Raw genomic sequence first — 22,015 nt, forward strand, 5'->3', positions numbered from 1 at the left:
CGATTCCAGTATCGGATTATGATCCTGACCGTCCCGACCGCCGCCACCTCCCGCCCATGGCCGAACGAGAACGTGTCCTCGCTGCGCTGAAATCCGTGCTCAAGGAGCGCGGCTGGCGTTATGCCGACCTCGCCCGCGAATTGGGCGTGTCCGAACCCACGGTCAAGCGCCTGCTGTCCAGCGGCCGCATCGACCTGGAGCGGCTGGAGCGGATTTGCGCCCTGCTCGATCTGGACTTCTTCGAGCTGGCGCGCCTGGCGCGCGGCGCGCGCGATGCGCCTCGCCATCTCAGCGAGCGCCAGGAAGCCGAACTGGCGCAATCGCCGCGCCTGATGACGGTGTTCCACCTGCTGTGCCAAGGCTGGCGCGCCGATGCGATACGCGAGGGCTACGACCTGGGCGTGCCGGAACTGACGCGCCTGCTGGCGCGCCTGGACCGGCTCGGGCTGGTCGAACTGCTGCCCGGCGACAAGGTGCGGCTGCGCGTGCCGCGCGATTTCTCCTGGCGCGACGACGGCCCGGTGCGCGCCCGCTACCTGGGCGCGGCCAGCCGCGAGTTCCTGCTCGACGAGTTCCGCGCGCCGGACACCCTACTGGCGCTGGAAATCCGCGAGCTGGGCGCGGCGTCCCTGGCGGTGCTGCGCCGCAAGCTCGAACGCCTGCAGATCGAGTTCAAGGAGGCGGCCGAGCTGGACATCAGCCTGCCGCCGTCGAAACGCCGCAGCGTGGGCATCCTGGTGGCGATGCGGCCCTGGGTGTATTCGCTGATCGACAGCCTGCGCAACGAGTACGCCGCCGACGTCGGCCCGGCCGCGCGCGGGCGCAAGGGCGGGCGCAAGCCCCGCGTAGGCTGACCGGCGTCGCATCGCCTCGGATTCGACGCATGGCGTTCACAAACCACGCATGTACGCCGTCCTAGGCTAGAGGCAGTTCCCACACGAGACGCCATGATGGCCACCCGTTACTACCTCAGCCTTCCCGATGCCGAACGCGCGCGCGGCAGCGATCCCTCGCTGTCGTTCTCCGCGGTCAGCGCCGAGGGCTTCGCCGAGCAGTTGCAGGACGCGCTGCGAAGCAACCACCTGTTCGAACGTTGGCGCGCCAAGCAGCCCGAGCCCGACGAGGTCGACGCCAGCCTCGGCGCCACCGACCCCGCCGCCACCGTCGACGGCCAGCAGGACGATCTGCACATCGATCTGGTGCTGACCTCGACCATTCCCGGCACCGTGCTCAAGCACCGCATGCGGCTGTTGGCCGGCACCGGCTGGGAACTGCGCGACGTCACCGCCGCGTAGCACCAGCTCCCTGTCGAGCTCCCCTGTCGATCATGAAACTGCGCGGCCTCGAAGCCGCACAGCCGCCGCTCCCACTGCTTCCTGTGGGAGCGGCGTAAGCCGCGATCGCGCCAACGGAGCGGCGACGCGCACCCGCAACCGCCTCGGATCCGAGGCGCGATCGAAGCCGATGCTGCGCGCTCAGCCGCGCAACGCCGCCGCGTGGTGCGCGATGTGCTCGCCGATGAAACTGGCGATGAAGTAATAGCTATGGTCATAGCCCGGCCGCATCCGCAGTTGCAGCGGATGACCCGCCGCGGCGCAGGCGTCGCGCAGCAGTTCCGGCTTGAGCTGGATGGCCAGAAACTCGTCGGCCTCGCCCTGATCGATCAGCAGCGGCAGCCGCTCGCGCGCCTGGGCGACCAGCGCGCTCGCGTCCCACTCGCGCCAGGCATCGCGGTCGTCCCCCAGGTAGGCGGCGAAGGCTTTCTCACCCCAGGGCACCTGCGACGGCGCCACGATAGGCGAGAACGCCGATACGCTGCGGTAGCGGCCCGGGTTCTTCAGGGCGATGGTGAGCGCGCCGTGCCCGCCCATCGAATGCCCGCTGATGGCGCGCGCGCCGCTGCTCGGGAAGTGCGCATCGACCAGCGCCGGCAGCTCATCGACCACGTAGTCGTACATGCGGTAGTGCGCCGCCCAAGGCTCGCGGGTCGCATTGAGGTAGAAGCCGGCGCCCTGGCCGAGGTCGTAGCCCTCGGCGTCGGCCACGCTGGCGCCGCGCGGGCTGGTGTCGGGCGCGACCAGGATCAGGCCGTGCTCGGCGGCGTAACGCTGCGCGCCGGCCTTGGTGATGAAGTTCTGCTCGCTGCAGCTCAGGCCGGACAGCCAGTACAGCACCGGGCAGGCTTCGCCGCTGGCCTGCGGCGGCAGGTAGACGGCGTAGCGCATCGAGCAATCGAGCACGCTGGACTCGTGTTGCCAGACTTCCTGGCGGCCGCCGAAACAGGCGTGGGATTCGATGCGCTGCATGTCAGTAGTGGATCACGGTGCGGATCGACTTGCCCTCATGCATCAGGTCGAAGGCCTCGTTGATGCGTTCCAGCGGCAGGGTGTGGGTGATGAAGGAATCGAGGTCGATCTCGCCCTTCATCGCCTGCTCGACCATGCCCGGCAACTGGGTACGGCCCTTGACGCCGCCGAAGGCCGAACCGCGCCAGACCCGGCCGGTGACCAGCTGGAACGGACGCGTGCTGATCTCCTGGCCGGCACCGGCGACGCCGATGATCACCGACTCGCCCCAGCCCTTGTGGCAGCACTCCAGCGCCGAGCGCATGACGTGGACGTTGCCGATGCATTCGAAGCTGAAATCGACGCCGCCGTCGGTCATCTCGACCAGCACGTCCTGGATCGGACGCTCGTGGTCCTTCGGATTCACGCAGTCGGTCGCGCCCATCTGCCGGGCGAGTTCGAACTTGCCCGGATTGGTGTCGATGCCGATGATGCGGCCGGCCTTGGCCTGCACCGCGCCCTGGATCACCGCCAGGCCGATGCCGCCCAGGCCGAACACCGCGACCGTGTCGCCGGTCTGGACCTTGGCGGTGTTGTGGACCGCGCCGATGCCGGTGGTCACGCCGCAACCGAGCAGGCAGACCTTCTCCAGCGCGGCCTCCGGATTGACCACCGCCAGCGAAATTTCCGGCACCACCGTGTACTCGCTGAAGGTGCTGCAGCCCATGTAGTGATGGATGGGCTGACCGTTGTAGCTGAAGCGCGAGCTGCCGTCCGGCATCACGCCGCGGCCCTGGGTCGCGCGCACGGCCTGGCAGAGATTGGTCTTGCCCGACAGGCAGAATTTGCATTGCCGGCATTCGGCCGTGTACAGCGGGATCACGTGATCGCCGGGCTTGAGGCTGGTGACGCCCTCGCCGACTTCGACCACGACGCCGCCGCCTTCATGGCCGAGCACGGCCGGGAACAGACCTTCGGGATCGTCGCCGCTGAGCGTGAAAGCATCGGTATGGCAGACGCCGGTGGCGACGATGCGCACCAGCACCTCGCCCTTGCGCGGCGGCTCGACGTCGATCTCGACGACCTGCAAGGGCTGTCCGGCGGCGAAGGCGACGGCGGCGCGGCTTTTGATGACCCGGCTCATGGGGATGGTTCTCCTGCGTTGGCGTTCCGCGAGGCGGAAGGAAAGACGGGCTGCGACCGGAGGTTCGGGCGCAGCGGGTAACGGTGTCGCGAATTCATTTCAGATACGAGCGCACCAGCGCGGCGACCTCGTCGATGCTGGCGCTGCGGGTCTCCTGCGAGGACACGGCCTGGCCGAGTTCCTCGCGGATGTGGCTCTCCAGCACTTCCGACATCAGGCCGTTGATGGCGCCGCGGATCGCCGCGATCTGCTGCAGCACGGCCGCGCATTCGCTGCCCTGCTCCAGCGCGCGCTCCAGCGCCTCGGTCTGGCCCTTGATGCGGCGGACACGGGTCAGGACTCGCTTTTTCTCTGCGGGGGAATGCGGCATGGGGTGGCCTCGGACTACGGGCGCTTGATACTGGGGGATAGTATCAGATCGGGCGCGCGGCGAAGCCTGCCCGGCTGGCTTCCATCGTCGATTCGTAGGGTCGCGGCTACGCGCGGATGCGCGTGGCGACAGGATGCGCGAGGAACCCGACGGCGAATCAGCCGGTGTTCTGCACGCCCGCGGCGATGCCGTTGACCGTCGCCACCAGCGCCTGCTGCAAGGCATCGTCGGGCCGTCCGGCCGCGCGCCAGCGTGCGAGCAGGTCGACCTGGAGCAGGCTGATCGGGTCGACATAAGGATTGCGCAGGCGGATCGATTGGCGCAGGCGGTGGTCGCCGGTCAGCAGTTCGCGACTGCCCTTGATCGCCAGCACCGCCGTGCGGGTGCGCTCGAATTCGGCGGCGATGCCGGGATGGAAGCGCGCGTGCAGGTCGCCTTCGGGCAGGGCCGCGGCGAGCAGCGAATAGCGTTCGAAGATCGCCGGATCGGATTTGGCCAGGACCATTTCCAGATCGTCGATCAGGGTGGTGAAGAACGGCCAGTCGTGCGCCATCTCGGCCAGGGTCTCGCGGCCGTGGCGCGCGAGCGCTCGCTCCAGCGCGGTGCCGACGCCGTACCAGGCGGTCAGGCCGGCACGGTTCTGCGACCAGGCGAACACCCAGGGAATCGCGCGCAGCGAACCGATATCGCCGGCGCCGGCGCGCTTGGCCGGACGGGAGCCTATCCGCAGGCGTTCGATTACATCGATCGGGGTCGCGGCGCGGAAGTAGGCGGGGAACAGCGCGTCCTCGTGCACCAGCGCGCGATAGTGCGCGCGTGCGGCGTCGGCCAGTTCGGACGCGATCGCGCGCCAGCCCGCTTCGCGCGGCTCGGGCGGGCGCGGGCGCAGGGTCGCGCGCAGCACCGCACCGGTGGTCTGCTCCAGGTTGCGTAGGGCGATCGCGCGGATGCCGTACTTGCGATGGATCACCTCGCCCTGTTCGGTCAGGCGCAGGAAACCGTCGACCGAACCGCGCGGCGCGGCGATCACCGCGCGTTCGGTCTTGCCGCCGCCGCGGCTGATCGAACCGCCGCGGCCATGGAAGAACGCGATGCGCACGCCGCTGTCCTGGGCCAGCGCGGTCAGTGCGACCTGGGTCTGCTGCAGTGCCCAGCGCGAGGCCAGCATGCCGCCGTCCTTGGCGCTGTCGGAATAGCCCAGCATCACCACTTGGCGGCCGCCGCGCGCGTCGAGGTGGGCGCGGTAGACCGGGTCGGCGAACAGCGCGCGCAAGCTGTCGGCGGCGGCGTCGAGGTCGTCGACGGTTTCGAACAGCGGCGCGACGTCCAGCGGCACCCGGCCGGTTGCGTCTACGCAGCCGGCGGTGCGCGCCAGAGCGAGCACGGCCAGGGCATCGGCGGCGCTGCGGCTCATGCTGACGATGTAGGGGCCGAAGGCATGTTCGCCGTAGCGCGGGCGCAGCCTTGCGACCGCGCGGAACACGTCCAGACTAGCGCGCGCGGCGCCGTTGCCGTCGCTGCGCGGCGGCGCGCTGCCGTCGAGCAAGGCATGCAGGCGTTGCGCGCGCTCGGCCGGCGCGCGCCGTTCCCAGTCCGGGTCGCCGAGCACGGCGGACAAAGCGGCGTCGTGGGTGGCCGAGTCCTGGCGCAGGTCCAGGCTGGCGAGGTGGAAACCGAAGCACTCGGCGCGACGGCGCAGGCGACGCACCGCGAAACCGCCGGCGTGTCCGCCCTGGTTGGCGTTGAGGCTGTCCTCGATGGCGACGATGTCGGCCAGAAACGCGGCCACGTCGGGATAGCCGTGCACGCTCTCGTCGGCGGTCGCCTGCAGGCGCGCGGACATCAGGCTGAGCAGGTTGCGATACGGCATGTCGGCGTGGCGCGGCTTGAGCGCGGCGGCGGCCTTGGGCAACAGGTAGCTGTAGTCCTCGACCCGCGCCAGCACCGCTTCGTCGATGCGCACGCGCGTCACCGACTGGCTCAGCAGTTCGCCCAGCGCGTCCAGGTCGCGGCGGTAGGCGCGCAGCACCAGCGCGCGCTGACCGGCCAGGGTCGCGGCGATGGTGTCGGCGCCGACGTTGGGATTGCCGTCCATGTCGCCGCCGACCCAGGTGCCGAAACCGAGCACGTCCGGCAGCGATGGCGTGTCGCCGTAGGCCTCGCGCAGGGCTTCCTCGAACATCTCGTAGAACACCGGCAGCACGCGGTAGAGCACGTCGGACAGATAGAAGCCGACGTGCTCGAACTCGTCGGCGACGCTGGGCTTGGCGGCCGGCGCTTCGGCGGTCTGCCAACTCGCGGTCAGGGCCAGGCGGATGCGTTCGCGGTCGGCGCGGCGCTCCGGCGGGGTGCGGCTGCGGTCGATGTCGGCGACCAGGCAGCCCACGATCTGGCGTTCCTTCTCCAGCAGGGCGCGGCGCACGGCCTCGGTGGGATGAGCGGTGAACACCGGTTCGATGCGCAGCCGCGGCAGCAGCTGCGCAAGTTCGTCGGCGCCGACGCCTTCGCGGGCCAGCGCCGACAGCACGTCCCGCAGGCCGCCGGGTTGCGCGGCCGCGCCGCTGCGCTCGTAGTCGCGGCGGCGGCGGATGCGGTGCACGCGTTCGGCCAGGTTGACCGCCTGGAAATAGGTCGCGAAGGCGCGCACCAGGTCGGAGGCCTGCTCCAGGTCGATGTCGGCCAGGGCATCGGCGAGTGCGGCCAGCGGGCGGTCGGATTCGCGGCGCCGGATCGCGGCGCGGCGCAGACGCTCGACCGCATCGAGGAAACCGGCGCCGCGTTGTTCGGCCAGGATCTCGCCGACCAGCGCGCCCAGGTTTTTTACGTCCTCGCGCAGCAGGGCGTCGGTGGGCGCGAAATCGACCGCGCGCAAGGGTTCGTCGCTGGTGTCGGTCATGACATTCATATGGCTAGGCTATAACAGCAACTTGTGCGTTGCAGCAATCTGCCGTTCATGAATTTGGTTACATCGGTAACGACCTGGACTCTGCGTTTCGCCCCTCCCACCACGGTCTAGCCAGAAGGAGGCGGAACCCCGACACTGTGCGCCGGTCGGGACAGGGGAGACCGTATGCCGTTTCTGGGTTTGGGCGCCCATGTGCTGGTGGCGCTGTTCTTCGCCGTACACGCCGTGCGCAGCGGGCAGGAGCGCTACTGGCTCGGCATCCTTTTCATGTTCCCGCTGCTCGGCAGCGTGATCTACGGCCTGACGATCTGGCTGCCCGAGATGCGCCACAGCCGCCATGGCCGCGCCCTGGTCGGCGGGGTCAAGCGCGCGCTCGACCCCAGCCGCGAACTGCGCGAAGCCCAGCAGGCCTTCGAGGACGCGGCCACCACCGATCGCCGTCTGCGCCTGGCCGATGCGCTGCTCGCCAGCGACCGCGCTTCGGAAGCGGCCACCCACTACGAATCGGCGCTACAGGGCATCCACGCCGACGATCCCGATATCCAGGTGCGGCTGGCGCAGGCGCTGCTGGAATGCGGTCACGCCCGGCGCGCGCGCGAACTGCTCGACGAGCTGATCCGGCGTCGGCCCGACTACCGCTCCAACGAGGGCCACCTCACCTACGCCCGCGCAGTCGCGGCCGAGGGCGACCGCGCCAAGGCGCGCGAGGAGTTCGACACCCTGGTCGGCTACAGCAGCGGCTTCGACGCGCATGCGCACTACGCGCAGACCCTGGTGGGCTGGGGCGATACCGAGCGAGCGCGCCAGCTGTGCGAGGGCGCGCTGGCGAAAGCCAAGCGCCTGCCGCCCTACGCACGGCGCATGAACAAGCCGGCACTGGACCAGCTCAGGCTGTTGTCCAAGCAGTTGGCGAATGCGAACGCGGTGACGGGCTGAAGCACCGCGGCGCTGCCGGAATCCGACGCGATCGAGGTGTGCGCTGCGCGTCAGGCGGCGATGGTGCGGTTATCACCGCACCCTACATAGGATGCGGTAAGCCGCAAGCGCACCGCATCGAGCGCTGCGCGTCAGGCGGCGATGCTGCGGTTATCACCGCACCCTATGTAGGATGCGGTAAGCCGCAGGCGCACCGCATCGAGCGCTGCGCGTCAGGCGGCGATGCTGCGGTTATCACCGCACCCTACGCAGGATGCGGTAAGCCGCAGGCGCACCGCATCGAGCACCGCGGCCTGAGCCGCCTCAATACGCGAAGTCGGTGAATACCGGATCCACGCTGCCACCCCAGGCGCCGTGGAACAGCTCGAGCTTGCGCTCGGCCGGGGTCTGGCCGCGTGCGACGAACTCCAGCAGCGGTTCCAGGTAGATCGATTCGTCGGCGCCGTTGCTGTTGAATTTGCCGCGCCGGGCCAGGCCGTGCGCGGAAATCTCCAGCGCGCGCCGGGCCAGGTCCAGGACCTTGCCGTCGCGGAACGGCAGCTGCAGCGCCTGCTTCGGCACACCATCGCGTAGGGCGTGGCGCTCTTCCGGGGTGAAGTCCAGGACCAGGTCCCAGGCCGCATCCAGCGCGCTGGAGTCGTACAGCAGGCCGACCCAGAACGCCGACAGCGCGCAGATGCGGTTCCACGGGCCGGAATCGGCGCCGCGCATCTCCAGGTATTTCTTCAGCCGCACTTCCGGGAACGCGGTGGTGGTGTGGTCGGCCCAATCCTTCAGGGTCGGCCGCTGGTCCGGATAGGCCGGCAGCTTGGCGTCCATGTAGTCGCGGAACGACTGGCCGGCGGCGTCGATGTAGGTGCCGTCGCGATAGACGAAGTACATCGGCACGTCGAGCAGGTAGTCGACGTAGCGCTCGTAGCCGAAGCCGTCCTCGAACACGAAGTCGAGCAGGCCGGTGCGGTCGCGGTCGGTGTCGGTCCAGATGTGCGAACGGTAGGACAGGAAGCCGTTGGGCTTGCCTTCGGTGAACGGCGAGTCGGCGAACAGCGCGGTCGCGATCGGCTGCAGGGCCAGCGAGACGCGGAACTTCTTCACCATGTCGGCTTCGTCGCGCACGTCCAGGTTGACCTGCACGGTGCTGGTGCGGGTCATCATGTCCAGGCCCAGGGTGCCGACCTTGGGCATGTACTCGCGCATGATCTTGTAACGGCCCTTGGGCATCCACGGCATTTCGTCGCGGCGCCACTTGGGCTGGAAGCCCATGCCGAGGAAGCCCAGCCCCATCGGCTCGGCGACCGCGCGCACTTCGCGCAGGTGCTGCGCGGCCTCGCAGCAGGTGTCGTGCAGGGTCGCCAGCGGCGCGCCCGACAGTTCCAGCTGGCCGGCCGGCTCCAGCGACACCGAAGCCTGGTCGCGGGTCAGGGCGATCACGCGGCCGTGTTCTTCCACCGGCTCCCAGCCGAACTGGGTCAGGCCCTTGAGCAGGGCTTCGATGCCGCGTTCGCCGTCGAAGGTCGGCGGGCGCAGGTCGTCGGTGCGGAAGCCGAACTTCTCGTGCTCGGTGCCGATCTTCCAGTCGTCGTCGGCGCGCGCGCCGGACACCAGGTATTCGATCAGCGCGGTGCGACCGCCGCTGGCCATCGGCGGAATCGGGACATCCTTGACCTGGCTGGGACCGGACACACGCACCTCGTTCGTCGACACTGCGCTGCAAGGCGGGATGCCTTGCTCGCGCGCCGCCGTCGCGACGCGCGGAGGGCCGGCGGCGTCCTGCGACGCCCGACCCCTGCTGCTTCCGGGGATATGCGGCCACTGACCTACAATCACCAGACCCCGGCAGTGTAGCCCTCGCCTTGCACCGAACAACGTCCGCCCTGCAACGCTATGGTTCGGCCCTGCTACTGGCGCTGATGCCCTGCGCCGTGCCTGCACAGACGCTGGAGCGCGGCAACGGCCCCGAGCCGAGCACGCTGGACGCGCACCGCTGCCAGGAAGTCGCCTGCGGCAATGTGCTGCGCGACCTGTACGAAGGCCTGGTCACCGAGGACGCGCACGGCCGGCTGGTGCCGGGCATGGCGCAGCGCTGGTCGGTGTCGGCCGACGGCCGCACCTGGACCTTCGTATTGCGCGAGGGCCTGCGCTGGAGCAACGGCGAGGCCTTGGACGCTGCGCAGATCGTCGCCAGTTTCCGGCGCGCGTTCGCGCCGGCGACCGCCGCGCCGTTCGGCGAACTGTTCGACGCGCTGGAGAACGCGCAGGCGGTGCAGGCCGGGCGGCAGCCGCCGTCGGCACTGGGCGTGTCGGCGCCGGATCCGCGCACGGTGGTGTTCCGCCTGCAGCGCAGCGCGTCGCTGCCGGCGCTGCTAACGCTGCCGATCGCGTTTCCGGTGTACCTGCCGGCGGTGCAACGCTACCAGGCCCAGCACACCCGGCCGGGGCGGCTGGTATCGAACGGCGCCTATACGCTCGCGGCGTGGACGCCGCAGGCCAATCTGCTGGTGCAGCGCAATCCGCGCTTCCACGACGCCGCGCGGGTGGCGATCGCGCAGGTGCGTTACCACGTCACCGAGGACGCGGCCGCGGAACTGCAGCGCTTCGCCGCCGGCGACCTGGACATCACCGAAGTGGTGCCGCCGCAGCCGCTGACGGCCTTGCGCGCGCGCTTCGGCGAGCGCCTGCGCCTGTGGCCCTACCTGGGTGCGTTCTGGCTGGGCATGAACCTGAGCCGCCCGCCGCTGCGCGACGAACCGCAGTTGCGTCGGGCCCTGGCGATGGCGATCGACCGCGACAAGCTCACCCGCCACGTCACCGGCCTGGGCGAAACCCCGGCCTACGGCATCGTGCCGCCCGGCATCGCCGGCTACACCCCGGTCCAGGCGGCTTGGGCCTCGCTGAGCCAGGCCCAGCGCGAGGCGCAGGCGCGCGCGCTGTACCGCGCCGCCGGCTACACGCGCGAGCGGCCGCTGGTGATCGAGCTGCGCTACAACACCTCGACCCCGCACCGCCGCCTGGCGCTCGCGGTGGCGGCGATGTGGCGGCAGACCCTGGGCGTGCAGGTGCGGCTGCGCAACGAGGAATGGAAGGTGTTCGTGCAGAACCGCCGCCAGCGCGCGATCACCCAGGTGTTCCGCGGCGGCTGGATCGGCGACGTGCCCGACGCGCGCAACTTCCTGGCCGCGTTCGGCAGCGACGGCCCTTTGAACTGGAGCGGCTACGACGACGCCGGATTCCGCCAGCGCCTGGCCAAGGCCGATGCTGCGCAGACCGAAGCCGCGCGCAACGCCTGGCTGCACGCCGCCGAAACCCGGCTGTTGAACTCGGACGCGGTGATTCCGCTGTACTACTACACCTCCAAGCACCTGGTCGGCGAACGCGTGCGCGGTTACGAATCCAACGCGCTCGACCGCCACGCCAGCCGCTGGCTGTCCTTCGCAGGACCGGCGCGATGAAGCGCGTGCTGGGACGGTTGGCGGAAGCCTTGCTGACGCTGTGGCTGCTGGCCACGCTGTGCTTTGTGCTGCTGCGCGCCGCGCCGGGCGGCCCGTTCGATACGGAAAAGGCCGCGCCGCCGGAAGTGCAGGCCGCGCTCGCCGCGCAGTACCGCCTGGATCGGCCGCTGCCCGCGCAATACCTGGCCTGGCTGGGCGACGTGGTCCGCGGCGACCTCGGGCCTTCGTTCCAGTACCCCGACTACCGCGTGACCCAGCTGATCGCCAGCGCCTTGCCGGTGTCGATGCTCAACGGCGGCCTCGCCCTGCTGCTGGCGCTGTTGCTGGGCATACCGCTGGGCGCATGGGCGGCCTTGCGCGCCGGGCGCTGGACCGACCGCGTGTTGATGTTCGCGGCGGGACTGGGCCTGGCGATACCGAAATTCGTCGCCGCGCCGCTGCTGGTGCTGCTGTTCGCGGTGACCCTGCACTGGCTGCCGGCCGGCGGCTGGGGCGGCTGGAGCCACGTGGTGCTGCCGGTGATCGCGCTGGCGCTGCCCAACATCGCCTACTGCGCGCGCCTGACCCGTGCCTCGCTGCTGGAAACCCTGTCGGCCGACTACCTCAAGGCGGCGCGCGCACGCGGCCTGTCGGAAGCGCGGCTGTTGCTGGCGCACGCGATGAAGCCGGCGCTGCTGCCGGTCGCGGCCTGGCTGTCGCCGGCCTTGATCAACGTGGTCACCGGCTCGGCCGTGGTCGAGCAGGTGTTCGGCATCCCCGGCATGGGCCGCTACTTCGTCCAGGGCGCGCTCAATCGCGACTACACCCTGGTGCTGGGCGTGGTGCTGGTGGTCGGCGCACTGATCGTCGCGATCAACACCCTGGTGGATGCCTTGCGCGCGGCCATGGATCCGCGCCTGCGCGATGCGGAGCCGTAAGCGACGACCTAGCTTGCACCGGCGTAGGCCAAGCGCGAGCACGATGGGCGTACCCGCGTCACCGCGATGACCGGAATGGATCGCGTGCGGCAATGCGGCATGCGCCGCGGCCACGCGCTCACTACACTGCGGATTCTCTGTCGACCGGCCCCGTGCATGCGCACCCGCAGATCCAAGGCCACATCGCTGGACATAGCGCACCGCGCCGGCGTGTCGCAGGCCACGGTCTCGCGCGTGCTCAGCGGCAGCCCGCTGGTCAACGCCGAAACCCGCAAGCGGGTCGAAGCCTTGGTCCGCGAGATGAACTACAAGGTCGACCGCCACGCCTCCAGCCTGCGCACGCAACGCTCGGGCACGCTGGCGCTGCTGCTGTTCGAGGACCCGACTCCGGACGAGTCGCACATCAACCCCTTCTTCCTGTCCATGCTGGGCTCGATCACGCGCGCCTGCGCACGCGAGGGCCAGGACCTGCTGATCTCGTTCCAGCAACTCTCCGACGACTGGCACGCCGACTACGAGGACAGCATGAAGGCCGACGGCCTGATCCTGCTCGGCTACGGCGACTACCTGGCCTACGAGGGCAAGCTGGAGAAGCTGGTCGCGCAAGGCACGCGCTTCGTGCGCTGGGGCGCGGTGCTGCCGGATCAGCCGGGTGTGTCGATCGGCTGCGACAACTTCAGCGGCGGACGCCTGGCCGGCGAGCACCTGGTCGGCCTGGGCCATCGCCGCATCGCCTTCCTCGGCGGCGCCTCCAGCCATTGCCCGGAGTTCTTCGACCGCTTCCGCGGCTGCGACGCCGCGCTGCGCGAAGTCGGTGGCGCCATGGAGGCGATCCTGCAGGTCGACGCGGAAAGCTTCGAGGAAGACGGCTACGCCGCCGCGCGCGAACTGATGGCGCGCGGCGGCCGCTTCGACGCGGTGTTCGCGGCCAGCGATCTGATCGCGATCGGCGCGCTGCGCGCCTTCGCCGAGGCCGGCCTGCGCGTGCCCGAGGATCTGGCCGTGGTCGGCTTCGACGACATCCCGATGGCGCGCTTCGCCAGCCCGCCGTTGACCACGGTGTTCCAGGACACCAAGCGCGCCGGCGAGCTGCTGGTGGAAACCCTGCTGCGCCAGATCCTCGGCGAGACCACCGAGAGCATCACCCTGCCCGCCTCGCTGGTGGTGCGGCGTTCCAGCGGAAGCTGAGCGCGAACTGCGGATCGCAGCTCAACGCACGAGCTTGCGCCGCATCAAGGCGTCCAGTGCGCGGCGCAGGTCCTTGCGCGTGGGCGGCGCGTCGAGCACGAACACCTTGACGTCGTGGGCCGGCACCGTGGCCGATAGGGTGCCGTCGCGGGCGACAGCGACGCTGCCGCCGCCCAAGGCATCGCGCCATGCACCGGCTTCCAGGTAGCGTCGGACCTCGAAGTCCGCCGGCGCCGCGCCCTTGTTGAGCAGCACCAACGCGATCTGCGCGGCTCCATCGTGCTGGTAGACCCGATAGAACGCGGCGCGATCGCCCCGGAACTCCATATCCAGCTGCAGACCGCGCTGCAACGCCGGCGTGGCCGCGCGCAGCCGCGCGATGCGCTGGAGCCGTTCGTAGATCGGCTGACCCGGCGCTGCGTCGATGCGCGCCTGGCCGTAGTAGTTGCGGTTACCGGCGTGCTCGGCGCGGCCGCGCATGAAGCCGGTTTCCGACCCGTAGTAGATCACCGGGATGCCGCGCGCGGTGAACAGCCAGTTGTGCGCGTCGATGAAACCCTCGTCGCTCGCATCCAGGCGCGGCATGTCGTGGTTGTCGTAGAAGGTCATCAGTTCGTACGGGTTCGCGTACGGGCCGCGGCGCAGGTACAGCCGCTCCTCGAGCTGCTCGTAACCCGCGCTCTGGCGGCCGAAGACCTCGGCCATCCGCTGCTTGAGCGGAAAGTCGAGCACGCTCACAGCGCCGTTCTCGGGCCAGGTGAATGGCGCGATGTTGCGCGCCCGATAATCGAAGGCCTCGCCGAACATGAAGAAGCCCGGCCGCTTGGCGCGGATGCGATCGGCGAAGGCTTTCCAGAACGCATGCGGCATGTGGCGGATGGTGTCGATGCGGAACGCGTCGGCGCCCTGGTCGATCCATTGCGTATAGGCGCCGACGAAGTAGTCGAGCACCTCGGGGTTGGTGTCGTCGATGTTCGACAGCTGCACCAGGTCGGCCTGGGTATGAAAGTAACGGTGCAGGGGTTGATGCGCGGGATCGAGCTGGGCCGGCGCCAGGTTTTGGTGGTCGGCGACCAGCACACCGTCGCGATAGAGTTCGCCGAACTTGGGCTGGTCGATCGGCATCGTGAACGAGGGCGAGCCGTGGTTGGCGACGATGTCGAGCACCGTCTTGAGGCCATGGCGCCGCAGGCCCTGGGTGAGGCCGGCGAAATCCAGGTCGCGGCTGGGCAGGTGCTCGTCGAGGCGATAGAAGTCCACGCCCCAGTAGCCGTGGTAGCCGGTCTTGCCGCGGTCCTGGAAGGCGCCGCCCCAGGTCACCGCCTCGCCGCCGGTGAAGGCTTGGTCCGGGTTGTCGACGATGGGCGTGAGCCAGACCGCGCCGAAGCCGAGTTCGCGGATGTAGCCGGCGTTGGCGAGCAGGCCTTTGAAATCGCCGCCGAGGTAGCCGATGTTGTCGCTCTCGCCGGCCGGCGCGCCGGGCACGGGCCGGTCGAAACTGCGCGTGGCCGGATCCGGGCCGCCCTGTTCGCGCTGGTCGTTGGACGGATCGCCGTTGACGTAGCGGTCGGTGAGCACGAAATAGACGGCGTCGCTGGCGAAGGGTTCCAGCGTTCCGTAGTAGTCGCCTTGCGTATCGGCGGCGGCGGCGGTGCTCGCGAGTAGCGTCAGCAGCGCGGCGCCCAAGGCGCGCGACGGGAGTCGGGTTTTCATGAACCAGGCTTTCATGGCGCGCGCACCGCCGGCTCGCGCACCCGCAACACGCACAGGCCCGACACGATCAGGCTCACGCCGCCGATCGCCAAGGCCTGCATGGGCTGGCCGCCGAACCAGGTCTTGAGCAGGAATCCCAGCAGGCTGGCCGCGACCAGCTGCGGAATCACGATGAAGAAATTGAAGATGCCCATGAACACGCCCATCTTCTCCGCCGGCACGCTGTCTGACAGCAAGGCATAGGGCAGCGACAGGATCGAGGCCCAGGCGAAGCCGACGCCGACCATCGACAGCAGCAGCCACTGCGGATCGCGAATCAGCAGGAACGACAGCAGGCCCAGGCCGCCGAGACCGACATTGACCAGATGGCTCAGGCGCAGGCCCAGGCGGCGCACCATCCACGGGATCGCGATCGCCGCGAGCGCGGCGAAGCCGTTGTAGGCCGCGAACAGCACGCCGACCCAGTTGGCGCCTTCGTTGTAGGCCGCCGAGGACGGATCGCTGCTGCCGTAATGGACCTGGGTGACCGCGGCCGTGGTGTAGATCCACATCGCGAACAAGGCGAACCAGGAGAAGAACTGCACCACCGCGAGCTTGCGCATTTCCGCCGGCATGCCGTGCAGGTCGCCGATGATGTGGGCGAAGGCGCGGTCGCGCCGCACCAGGCCGACCGCCACCAGCGCCAGGCCGTAGCCGGCGAGCAGGCCGGCGAGTATGTAGAGCTGCGGATCGAAGCCGAACCGCCGCACCGCGCCGGCGCCCGCGATGCCCACGACCAGCCAGGCCAGGCCGTGGCGGCGCGCGCGCGCGACGTCGAGCGCGCGCTGCGGCGGGCGCGGCGCGGTGTCGTGCGCGCGCAGCGTCTCCGGCGGGTACTCGCGCGTGCGCAGCACGGTCCAGCCCACCGACAACAGCAGCACCGCGCCGCCGAAGTAGAACGCATAGCGCACGGTGTCGGGCACGGCGCCGGGCGCGGCGGTGTTGCCGACGCCGAAATGGGCGAGCGCGTAAGGCAGCGCGCTGGCGATCACCGAACCCACGCCGATGAAGAAGCTCTGCATCGCATAGCCGCCGGCGCGCTGCGAGGTCGGCAACTGGTCGCCGACGAAGGCGCGGAACGGCTCCATCGAGATGTTGATGGATGCGTCCAGCACCCACAGCAGGCCGGCCGCGATCCACAGCGTCGGCGAGTTGGGCATCGCGAACAGCGCCAGCGTGGCCAGCACCGCGCCGATCAGGAAGTAGGGACGGCGCCGGCCGAGCCGGGTCCAGGTGCGGTCGGACAGGTAGCCGACGATGGGTTGCACGATCAGGCCGGTCAGCGGCGCGGCGATCCACAGCACCGGGATCGCCTCCATGCTGGCGCCCAGGGTCTGGAAGATGCGGCTGACGTTGGCGTTCTGCAGGGCGAAGCCGAACTGGATGCCGAGAAAGCCGAAGCACATGTTCCAGATCTGCCAGAACGACAGCGTCGGTTTGGTCGTCATCGGATCGGGGCCGTCATGGATCGGGGCCGTCATGGCTCGTGCGCCGCCACCGTAACCGCCCTGCCCGTGCGACGGGAAGGGCGGCCGGGCTTGCGGCGGCGTCGGTCAGAACTTCGAGGCGAAGCGCAGCCCGAACATCCGTGGCGTGTTGAGGTAGCGGATGTTGACCGAGTTGTTGATGAAGCCCTTGCCCGAATACGCCTCGTCGGTGAGGTTGGAGACGAAGGCGTCGACGCGGAAGCGCTCGTCCTGGCCGAAGTTGAGGCCGGCCGACAGGTTGAGCGTGGTATAGCCGTCGACCTTGTCGTTCATGGCCAGGCCGTTGGCGGCGGGCCCGGCGCCGGCCGGGTTGGAGCCGTTGTTGAAGGACATCTGCGACAGCGGGATCTCGATCACGTTGCCGTTGGCGTCGAGCCCGAAGCCGCGGCTGTTGTATGCGGTCAGGTAGTAGTCGGACCGGTAGGCCAGGCTGATCGTCCAGTCGAAGGAGCTGACCGCGCCCCAATCCACGCCCATGTTCTGCGACAGATTGAGGTTGAGGTTGTACTTCGAGGTGTTGGGCAGGCGGTTGCCGTCCAGCGGCACGATCAGGTTGGAACGCGTGTCGAGCACGTCCGAGTCTTTGAACTCGGTGTCCAGGTAGGTGAAGTTGTAGCCCAGGCTGAGGCCGTGCTCGAAGCCGAAGCGGCCCTCGAACTCCAGGCCCAGCACGCTGGCGTTGGCGGCGTTGTCGTTGAGCACCTGGCGCGTGACCGCGTTCGGATTGTCCGGCGTCGGTGCCGGCACGTCGATCATGTTCTGCAGCACCTTGTCCTGGTAGTCGTAATAGAACAGGGCGGCATTGAAGCGCACCGGCATCTCGCCCCAGTGGACGTCGCTCTTGTAGCCGACTTCGTAGGAGGTGAGCTGCTCGGGCTTGAACTGGATCGACAGCACGCGGCCGTCGGCCAGGGTCATGGGCCGGTTGAGGCCGCCCGAGCGCGTACCGGTGGACACGGTGGCGTAGAGCATCTGGTTGTCGGCGAGGTCGTACTCGGCGCCGACGCGCCAGTCGAGGTAATCGTCTTCGTAGACGCTGACGTTGGTCGCGCTGGGGCCGTAGTCCGAGCGCATGATCACATCGATCTGGTCGCGGTAGCGGTTCAGGAACTCGTCCCAGTTGTCCTGGTAGCCCAGGCTCTGGAAGCCGTCGAGGAAGTAGTCCAGACCGTTGTTGCAGCCGGCGGTGGCGGCCGGGGTCCAGTCGTTGTTGGTGCACACCGTCGGCGCCGGCATGCGCGCGCCCGGATCGCGCAGGCGGAAGCCCGGCGAGAGCAGGGTCAGGCCGGTGGTCCACGGATTGGTGCCGGTATTGGGCGCGGTGCCGAAGAACTGCTGGAACAGCGCGTCGGGCACCACGAACTGGTACTTCACGTGGCGCTCGCGCGCGGTCTTCTTGTCCTTGGTGTAGCGCAGGCCGGCGAGCAGGCGCAGGTCGTCGTTGACCGAGAAGGTGAAGTCGCCGTACACGGCATTGGAACGCACCTTGGAGCCGTCGCCGCGGTTCTCGCCGCCCAGGCCGTCCTGCCAGCCGCAGGTGGTGCCCGGCGCGAACCATTCGCAGTCGCCCCAGTAGCCGTTGCCGACGTCCCAGGACACGTAGTCGTACTTCTCCTGGTAGTTGAACACGCCCGCCGACCAGATCAGGCGGCCGGTGTCGCCGAAGAAGCGCAGCTCGTTGATGGCCGTGCTGGATTTGTCGGCCTGCATGAAGGTGTCGTTCCACCGCAGGCGTTCGGGGTTGTGGTAGGCCTCGACCTCGCTGCCCGGGTACACCGGGCCCAGCTGCCACTCGCGCGAAGCGTTGCGGTTGTAGAAGTCGTATTTGCGGTAGGCCGTGCTGAACTCGACCGCGAAGGCATCGTCGAAGCGGTAGGTGAAAGTACCGGAGATGCCTTCGATATCGTTCGTGGTCTCGCCCTGGGTGCGGAAGTACTGGCGGAACGGATCGTCGAGGTCGTCGATGTCGATCCCGCGCGCCTGCGCGCGCTCGGTGAACATGCCCGGATCGCCTGTGCCCTCCTCCTTGACCTTGTCCATCATGACGAAGGCTGTGAAGTTCTCGTTGGGCTCCCACAGCAGGCTCAGGCGCGCGGCCGAGTTGTCGATGGCGCCGGGGCCTTCCAGATCGAAGGGATAGCCGTTGCTGATGTAGGAGTCGCGCGACTCGTTGAACAGGGCCAGACGAGCGGCGAAGGTCTCGCCGAACGGGACGTTGAGCACGCCTTCGTAGGTGCGGAAGTCGTAATTGCCGGCGCCGATCTTGAGGTTGCCGTTGAAGGCGTCGAACTCGGGACGCTTGGAGATCACGTTGATCGAACCGGCGGCGGCGTTGCGGCCGCGCACCGTGCCCTGTGGGCCCTTGTGCACTTCCACGCGCTCGACGTCGAAGAACATCGGCCCGATCGAGCGCGGGCGCGGCAGGTAGATGCCGTTGTAATAGGTCGCCACCGCGGGATCGGAGGAGAAGTCCGAATCCGATGCGCCGATGCCGCGCAGGTACATCTCGTACTTGCCTTCCTGCTTGGTGATCTGCAGCGCCGGCACCACGTTCTGCAGGTTGCGAATGTCGGCGTTGATGGCGAGCTTGTCGAGCTCGTCGCCGGTGAAGGCCTGGATCGAACCGGAGTATTTCTGGATCGACTGTTCGCGGCGGTTGCCGGTGACGGTGACCGCTTCGATTTCGTGCGCCTGGTTGGCCGGCGCCGGGTCGGCGGTGGGCGCCGTGGCGTCCTGTCCAGCCGCCCATGCGGTCCAGGGACTGCACAAACCCAGCGAGGCCAGCGCGACGGTCAACAGATTGGGCTTCAACGAAGCCGACTTCAATTTCAACATGCCCCCTCCCAGAAGCTTGTTTCGTGTGCGGCTGCGCCGATGGCGCCGCGCCGCTTCGTTCGCCGGTCGCGTCGCTCCGGCGGTGCGGCCAATCTTAGGCAGGCCGATCGCCTTGCAGCGCACCTTGCATACGTATTCATGGCCTTGCATGCGCATCGATGTCGCATTCATGCGCGGCGCTGCAATGCAGCATCGCAGTGAATACGTATGCAGGCGCGCGCAGGCGCGGCGCCTGCCGGTAAGCTCGCCAGCACTCCGCGGCGACGCAGGCGCGCCGCCCGCATCCATTCGAGGTGGCTTTGAACGAATCGGTCCACACCGGCGTCGCGCTCGGCGATACGCAAGGCAGCGCGACGATGCGCGCGGCCCAGTGGTGGCGCGGCGCGGTGATCTACCAGATCTACCCGCGCAGCTTCCGCGACGACAACGGCGACGGCGTCGGCGACCTGCGCGGCATCATCGACAAGCTCGACTACGTCGCCGGACTGGGCGTGGACGCGATCTGGATCTCGCCGTTCTTCAAGTCGCCGATGGCCGACTTCGGCTACGACATCGCCGACTACCGCGAGGTCGATCCGCTGTTCGGCAGCCTGGACGACTTCGACGCGCTGCTGGCCAAGGCGCACGGCCTGGGCCTGAAGGTGATGATCGACCAGGTGCTCAGCCATACCTCGGCCGAGCACGCCTGGTTCAAGGAAAGCCGCGCCAGCCGCGACAATCCCAAGGCCGACTGGTACGTGTGGGCCGACGCGCGCGAGGACGGCACGCCGCCGAACAACTGGCTGTCGCTGTTCGGCGGGGTGGCCTGGAAGTGGGAACCGCGGCGCGGCCAGTACTACCTGCACAACTTCCTCGCCGCGCAGCCCGACCTCAATTTCCACAACCCGCAGGTGCGCGCGGCGGTGCTGGACAGCGTGCGCTTCTGGCTGGACCGCGGCGTCGACGGCCTGCGCCTGGACGCGATCAACTTCTGCTTCCACGACGCGCTGCTGCGCGACAACCCGCCCAAGCCCAAGGAACGGCGCGTCGGCCGCGGCTTCAGCCCCGACAATCCCTACGCCTTCCAGTACCACCATCACAACAACACCCAGCCGGAGAACCTGGCCTTTCTGGCCGAGCTGCGCGCGCTGCTGGACCGCTATCCGGGCGCGGCGGCGCTGGGCGAGATCTCGTCCGAAGATTCGCTGGCGACCATGGGCGAGTACACCCGCGACGGACGCCTGCACATGGGCTACAGCTTCGAGCTGCTGACCCAGGACCATAGCGCGGCCTACATCCGCGCCACGGTGCGGACGCTGGAAGCGCAGATGCGCGAAGGCTGGCCGTGCTGGGCGATCTCCAATCACGACGTGCAGCGCGTGGTCAGCCGCTGGGGCGAAGGCGGCGAGCCGGCGCACTACGCCACCCAGCTCAGCGCGCTGGCCTGTTCGCTGCGCGGCTCGGTCTGCGTGTACCAGGGCGAGGAGCTGGGTCTGCCGGAAGCCGAAGTGCCGTTCGAAGCGCTGCGCGACCCCTACGGCATCGCGTTCTGGCCCAGTTTCAAGGGCCGCGACGGCTGCCGCACGCCCATGCCCTGGGACGACAGCGCCGGCGCCGGTTTCAGCGACGGCACGCCGTGGCTGCCGATTCCCGACAGCCACCGCGCTCGCTCGGTGAGCCTGCAGGAGGCCGACCCGCAGTCGCCGCTGCACGGTTTCCGCCGCTTCCTGGCCTGGCGCCGGCGCCAGCCGACGCTGCGCTTGGGCGAGATCGCGTTCCGCGAGGTCGCCGAACCCTTGCTGGCATTCACGCGCCGGCTCGGCGACGAGGAATTGCTGCTGGTGTTCAACCTGTCGGCGCAGCCGCAGGAGATGGCGCTGGACGCGCACGAAGGCTGGCAGCCGCTGCAGGGCCACGGTCTGGTCGAGGGCGAATGGGATGGCCAGCGCCTGCGCCTTCCGGCGCACGGCGCCTACGTCGCGCGGCGCGCTGGCTAGGCAGGCCCCACCCGGCGCGATCGCGCCGGGCGACTACAGCTCCAGCCAACCGCCGACCACCGCGCGCGCTTCGTCGACGCCCTGCTTGGACTCGCCGGAGAAGGTCTGCACGCTGACCGAATTGCCGTAGGCGGCGAACAGGTCCTTGCGCACCGCCAGCAAGGCCTGCGACTGCTGGCCGCGGCCGAACTTGTCGGCCTTGGTCAGCAAGGCGTGCGCCGGCAGGCCGCGCGAAACCGCGTAGCCGAGCATCTGGCGGTCGTAGTCCTTGAGCGGATGGCGGATGTCCATGACCACGACCAGGCCGCGCAGCGCCTGCCGAGTCTGGAAATACTGGTCGATGAAGGCCTGCCAGTGCGCCTGCAGGTCCTGCGGGACCTTGGCGTAGCCGTAGCCGGGCAGGTCGACCAGGTAGCGGTCGGTGCTGGGCGGAATGTCGAAGAAGACCAGCTGCTGGGTGCGGCCGGGCGTCTTGGACACCCGCGCCAGCGCGTTCTGCTGGCACATGGCGTTGAGGGCGCTGGACTTGCCGGCATTGGAGCGGCCGGCGAAGGCGACTTCGAAGCCGCCGTCGGGCGGGAGTTGCTTGGGCGTGTGCGCCGCCAACAGGTAGCGGGCACGGGCGAGAGGATTGGCCATGGGCGCTAGGATCGCACGGCGACGGTGCGAAACGCCCGCCGCGGAGCGCGTCGCAGGCCCGAAAACGCAGGCCGCGCGGCCCGCGGACAGCGATTCGCGTTGACCGGCCCTGCCCCCGCGACGATAATTCCG

Annotated in this window: 16 protein-coding genes; 7 read left to right on the forward strand and 9 right to left on the reverse strand. The window is 69.1% G+C overall.

Annotated features, from left to right (window positions below; translation table 11 throughout):
- The first annotated feature begins 56 nt into the window (after positions 1-56).
- Together ASE10_RS06965 and ASE10_RS06970 are read left to right on the forward strand one after the other, a co-directional pair.
- Positions 57-854: a helix-turn-helix transcriptional regulator gene (locus ASE10_RS06965; RefSeq protein WP_055901809.1), complete on the forward strand. Its 798-nt coding sequence runs from the start codon at positions 57-59 to the stop codon at positions 852-854.
- Positions 855-950: 96 nt separating this feature from the next.
- A complete protein-coding gene (locus ASE10_RS06970; protein ID WP_055902011.1) occupies positions 951-1,295 on the forward strand; it encodes a hypothetical protein in 345 nt (114 codons plus the stop codon).
- A gap of 180 nt (positions 1,296-1,475) precedes the next feature.
- Here the strand turns inward: ASE10_RS06970 and fghA are convergent, their stop codons facing one another.
- The 4 genes from fghA to ppc form a co-directional block, all read right to left on the reverse strand.
- The gene (fghA, locus tag ASE10_RS06975) at positions 1,476-2,306 is read right to left on the reverse strand and encodes an S-formylglutathione hydrolase (RefSeq protein ID WP_055901813.1); all 831 of its coding nucleotides are present in this window, start codon (positions 2,304-2,306) and stop codon (positions 1,476-1,478) included.
- Between the two features lies 1 nt (position 2,307).
- The gene (locus tag ASE10_RS06980) at positions 2,308-3,417 is read right to left on the reverse strand and encodes an S-(hydroxymethyl)glutathione dehydrogenase/class III alcohol dehydrogenase (RefSeq protein ID WP_055902013.1); all 1,110 of its coding nucleotides are present in this window, start codon (positions 3,415-3,417) and stop codon (positions 2,308-2,310) included.
- A gap of 106 nt (positions 3,418-3,523) precedes the next feature.
- Positions 3,524-3,799, reverse strand: coding sequence for a formaldehyde-responsive transcriptional repressor FrmR (frmR, locus tag ASE10_RS06985; RefSeq protein WP_055901816.1), 276 nt, complete (start codon positions 3,797-3,799; stop codon positions 3,524-3,526).
- Between the two features lie 157 nt (positions 3,800-3,956).
- Positions 3,957-6,695 (reverse strand): phosphoenolpyruvate carboxylase, encoded by a 2,739-nt coding sequence (gene ppc / locus ASE10_RS06990; protein ID WP_055902015.1) that lies wholly within the window; start codon positions 6,693-6,695, stop codon positions 3,957-3,959.
- Between the two features lie 174 nt (positions 6,696-6,869).
- Between ppc and ASE10_RS06995 the strand changes: the two genes are divergently transcribed.
- A complete protein-coding gene (locus ASE10_RS06995) occupies positions 6,870-7,640 on the forward strand; it encodes a tetratricopeptide repeat protein (protein ID WP_082559605.1) in 771 nt (256 codons plus the stop codon).
- A gap of 303 nt (positions 7,641-7,943) precedes the next feature.
- Here ASE10_RS06995 and ASE10_RS07000 read toward each other — a convergent pair whose 3' ends face one another.
- Positions 7,944-9,281 (reverse strand): glutamate--cysteine ligase, encoded by a 1,338-nt coding sequence (locus ASE10_RS07000; protein ID WP_156087697.1) that lies wholly within the window; start codon positions 9,279-9,281, stop codon positions 7,944-7,946.
- Positions 9,282-9,562: 281 nt separating this feature from the next.
- Between ASE10_RS07000 and ASE10_RS07005 the strand changes: the two genes are divergently transcribed.
- The 3 genes from ASE10_RS07005 (at position 9,563) to ASE10_RS07015 (ending at position 13,194) form a co-directional block, all read left to right on the forward strand.
- The gene (locus tag ASE10_RS07005) at positions 9,563-11,089 is read left to right on the forward strand and encodes a peptide ABC transporter substrate-binding protein (RefSeq protein ID WP_162255254.1); all 1,527 of its coding nucleotides are present in this window, start codon (positions 9,563-9,565) and stop codon (positions 11,087-11,089) included.
- On the forward strand, positions 11,086-12,006 hold the full coding sequence (locus ASE10_RS07010; RefSeq protein WP_056100773.1) for an ABC transporter permease subunit: 921 nt from the start codon (positions 11,086-11,088) through the stop codon (positions 12,004-12,006). Before ASE10_RS07005 ends, ASE10_RS07010 begins: the two co-directional genes overlap by 4 nt.
- A 156-nt stretch (positions 12,007-12,162) precedes the next feature.
- Complete coding sequence (locus tag ASE10_RS07015) at positions 12,163-13,194, forward strand: LacI family DNA-binding transcriptional regulator (RefSeq protein ID WP_055901828.1); 1,032 nt, start codon at positions 12,163-12,165, stop codon at positions 13,192-13,194.
- A gap of 21 nt (positions 13,195-13,215) precedes the next feature.
- Here the strand turns inward: ASE10_RS07015 and ASE10_RS07020 are convergent, their stop codons facing one another.
- From ASE10_RS07020 to ASE10_RS07030, 3 genes are all read right to left on the reverse strand, one after another.
- A complete protein-coding gene (locus tag ASE10_RS07020) occupies positions 13,216-14,907 on the reverse strand; it encodes an alpha-amylase family glycosyl hydrolase (RefSeq protein ID WP_056306116.1) in 1,692 nt (563 codons plus the stop codon).
- Positions 14,908-14,918: 11 nt separating this feature from the next.
- Positions 14,919-16,394 carry an MFS transporter gene (locus tag ASE10_RS07025; protein WP_056306067.1) on the reverse strand — a complete coding sequence of 492 codons (1,476 nt, stop codon included), beginning with the start codon at positions 16,392-16,394 and terminating at the stop codon, positions 14,919-14,921.
- Positions 16,395-16,499: 105 nt separating this feature from the next.
- Complete coding sequence (locus tag ASE10_RS07030) at positions 16,500-19,268, reverse strand: TonB-dependent receptor (protein ID WP_162255256.1); 2,769 nt, start codon at positions 19,266-19,268, stop codon at positions 16,500-16,502.
- A gap of 356 nt (positions 19,269-19,624) precedes the next feature.
- Here ASE10_RS07030 and ASE10_RS07035 point away from each other — a divergent pair, with 356 nt between their 5' ends.
- Entirely contained in the window at positions 19,625-21,244 is a 1,620-nt protein-coding gene (locus ASE10_RS07035) for an alpha-glucosidase family protein (RefSeq protein ID WP_056306118.1), read from the forward strand.
- Between the two features lie 33 nt (positions 21,245-21,277).
- Here ASE10_RS07035 and yihA read toward each other — a convergent pair whose 3' ends face one another.
- Positions 21,278-21,883: a ribosome biogenesis GTP-binding protein YihA/YsxC gene (yihA, locus tag ASE10_RS07040; protein WP_056100786.1), complete on the reverse strand. Its 606-nt coding sequence runs from the start codon at positions 21,881-21,883 to the stop codon at positions 21,278-21,280.
- Positions 21,884-22,015: the final 132 nt, after the last annotated feature.

This window comes from Lysobacter sp. Root76, from assembly GCF_001428685.1.
Classification (GTDB): Bacteria; Pseudomonadota; Gammaproteobacteria; order Xanthomonadales; family Xanthomonadaceae; genus Lysobacter.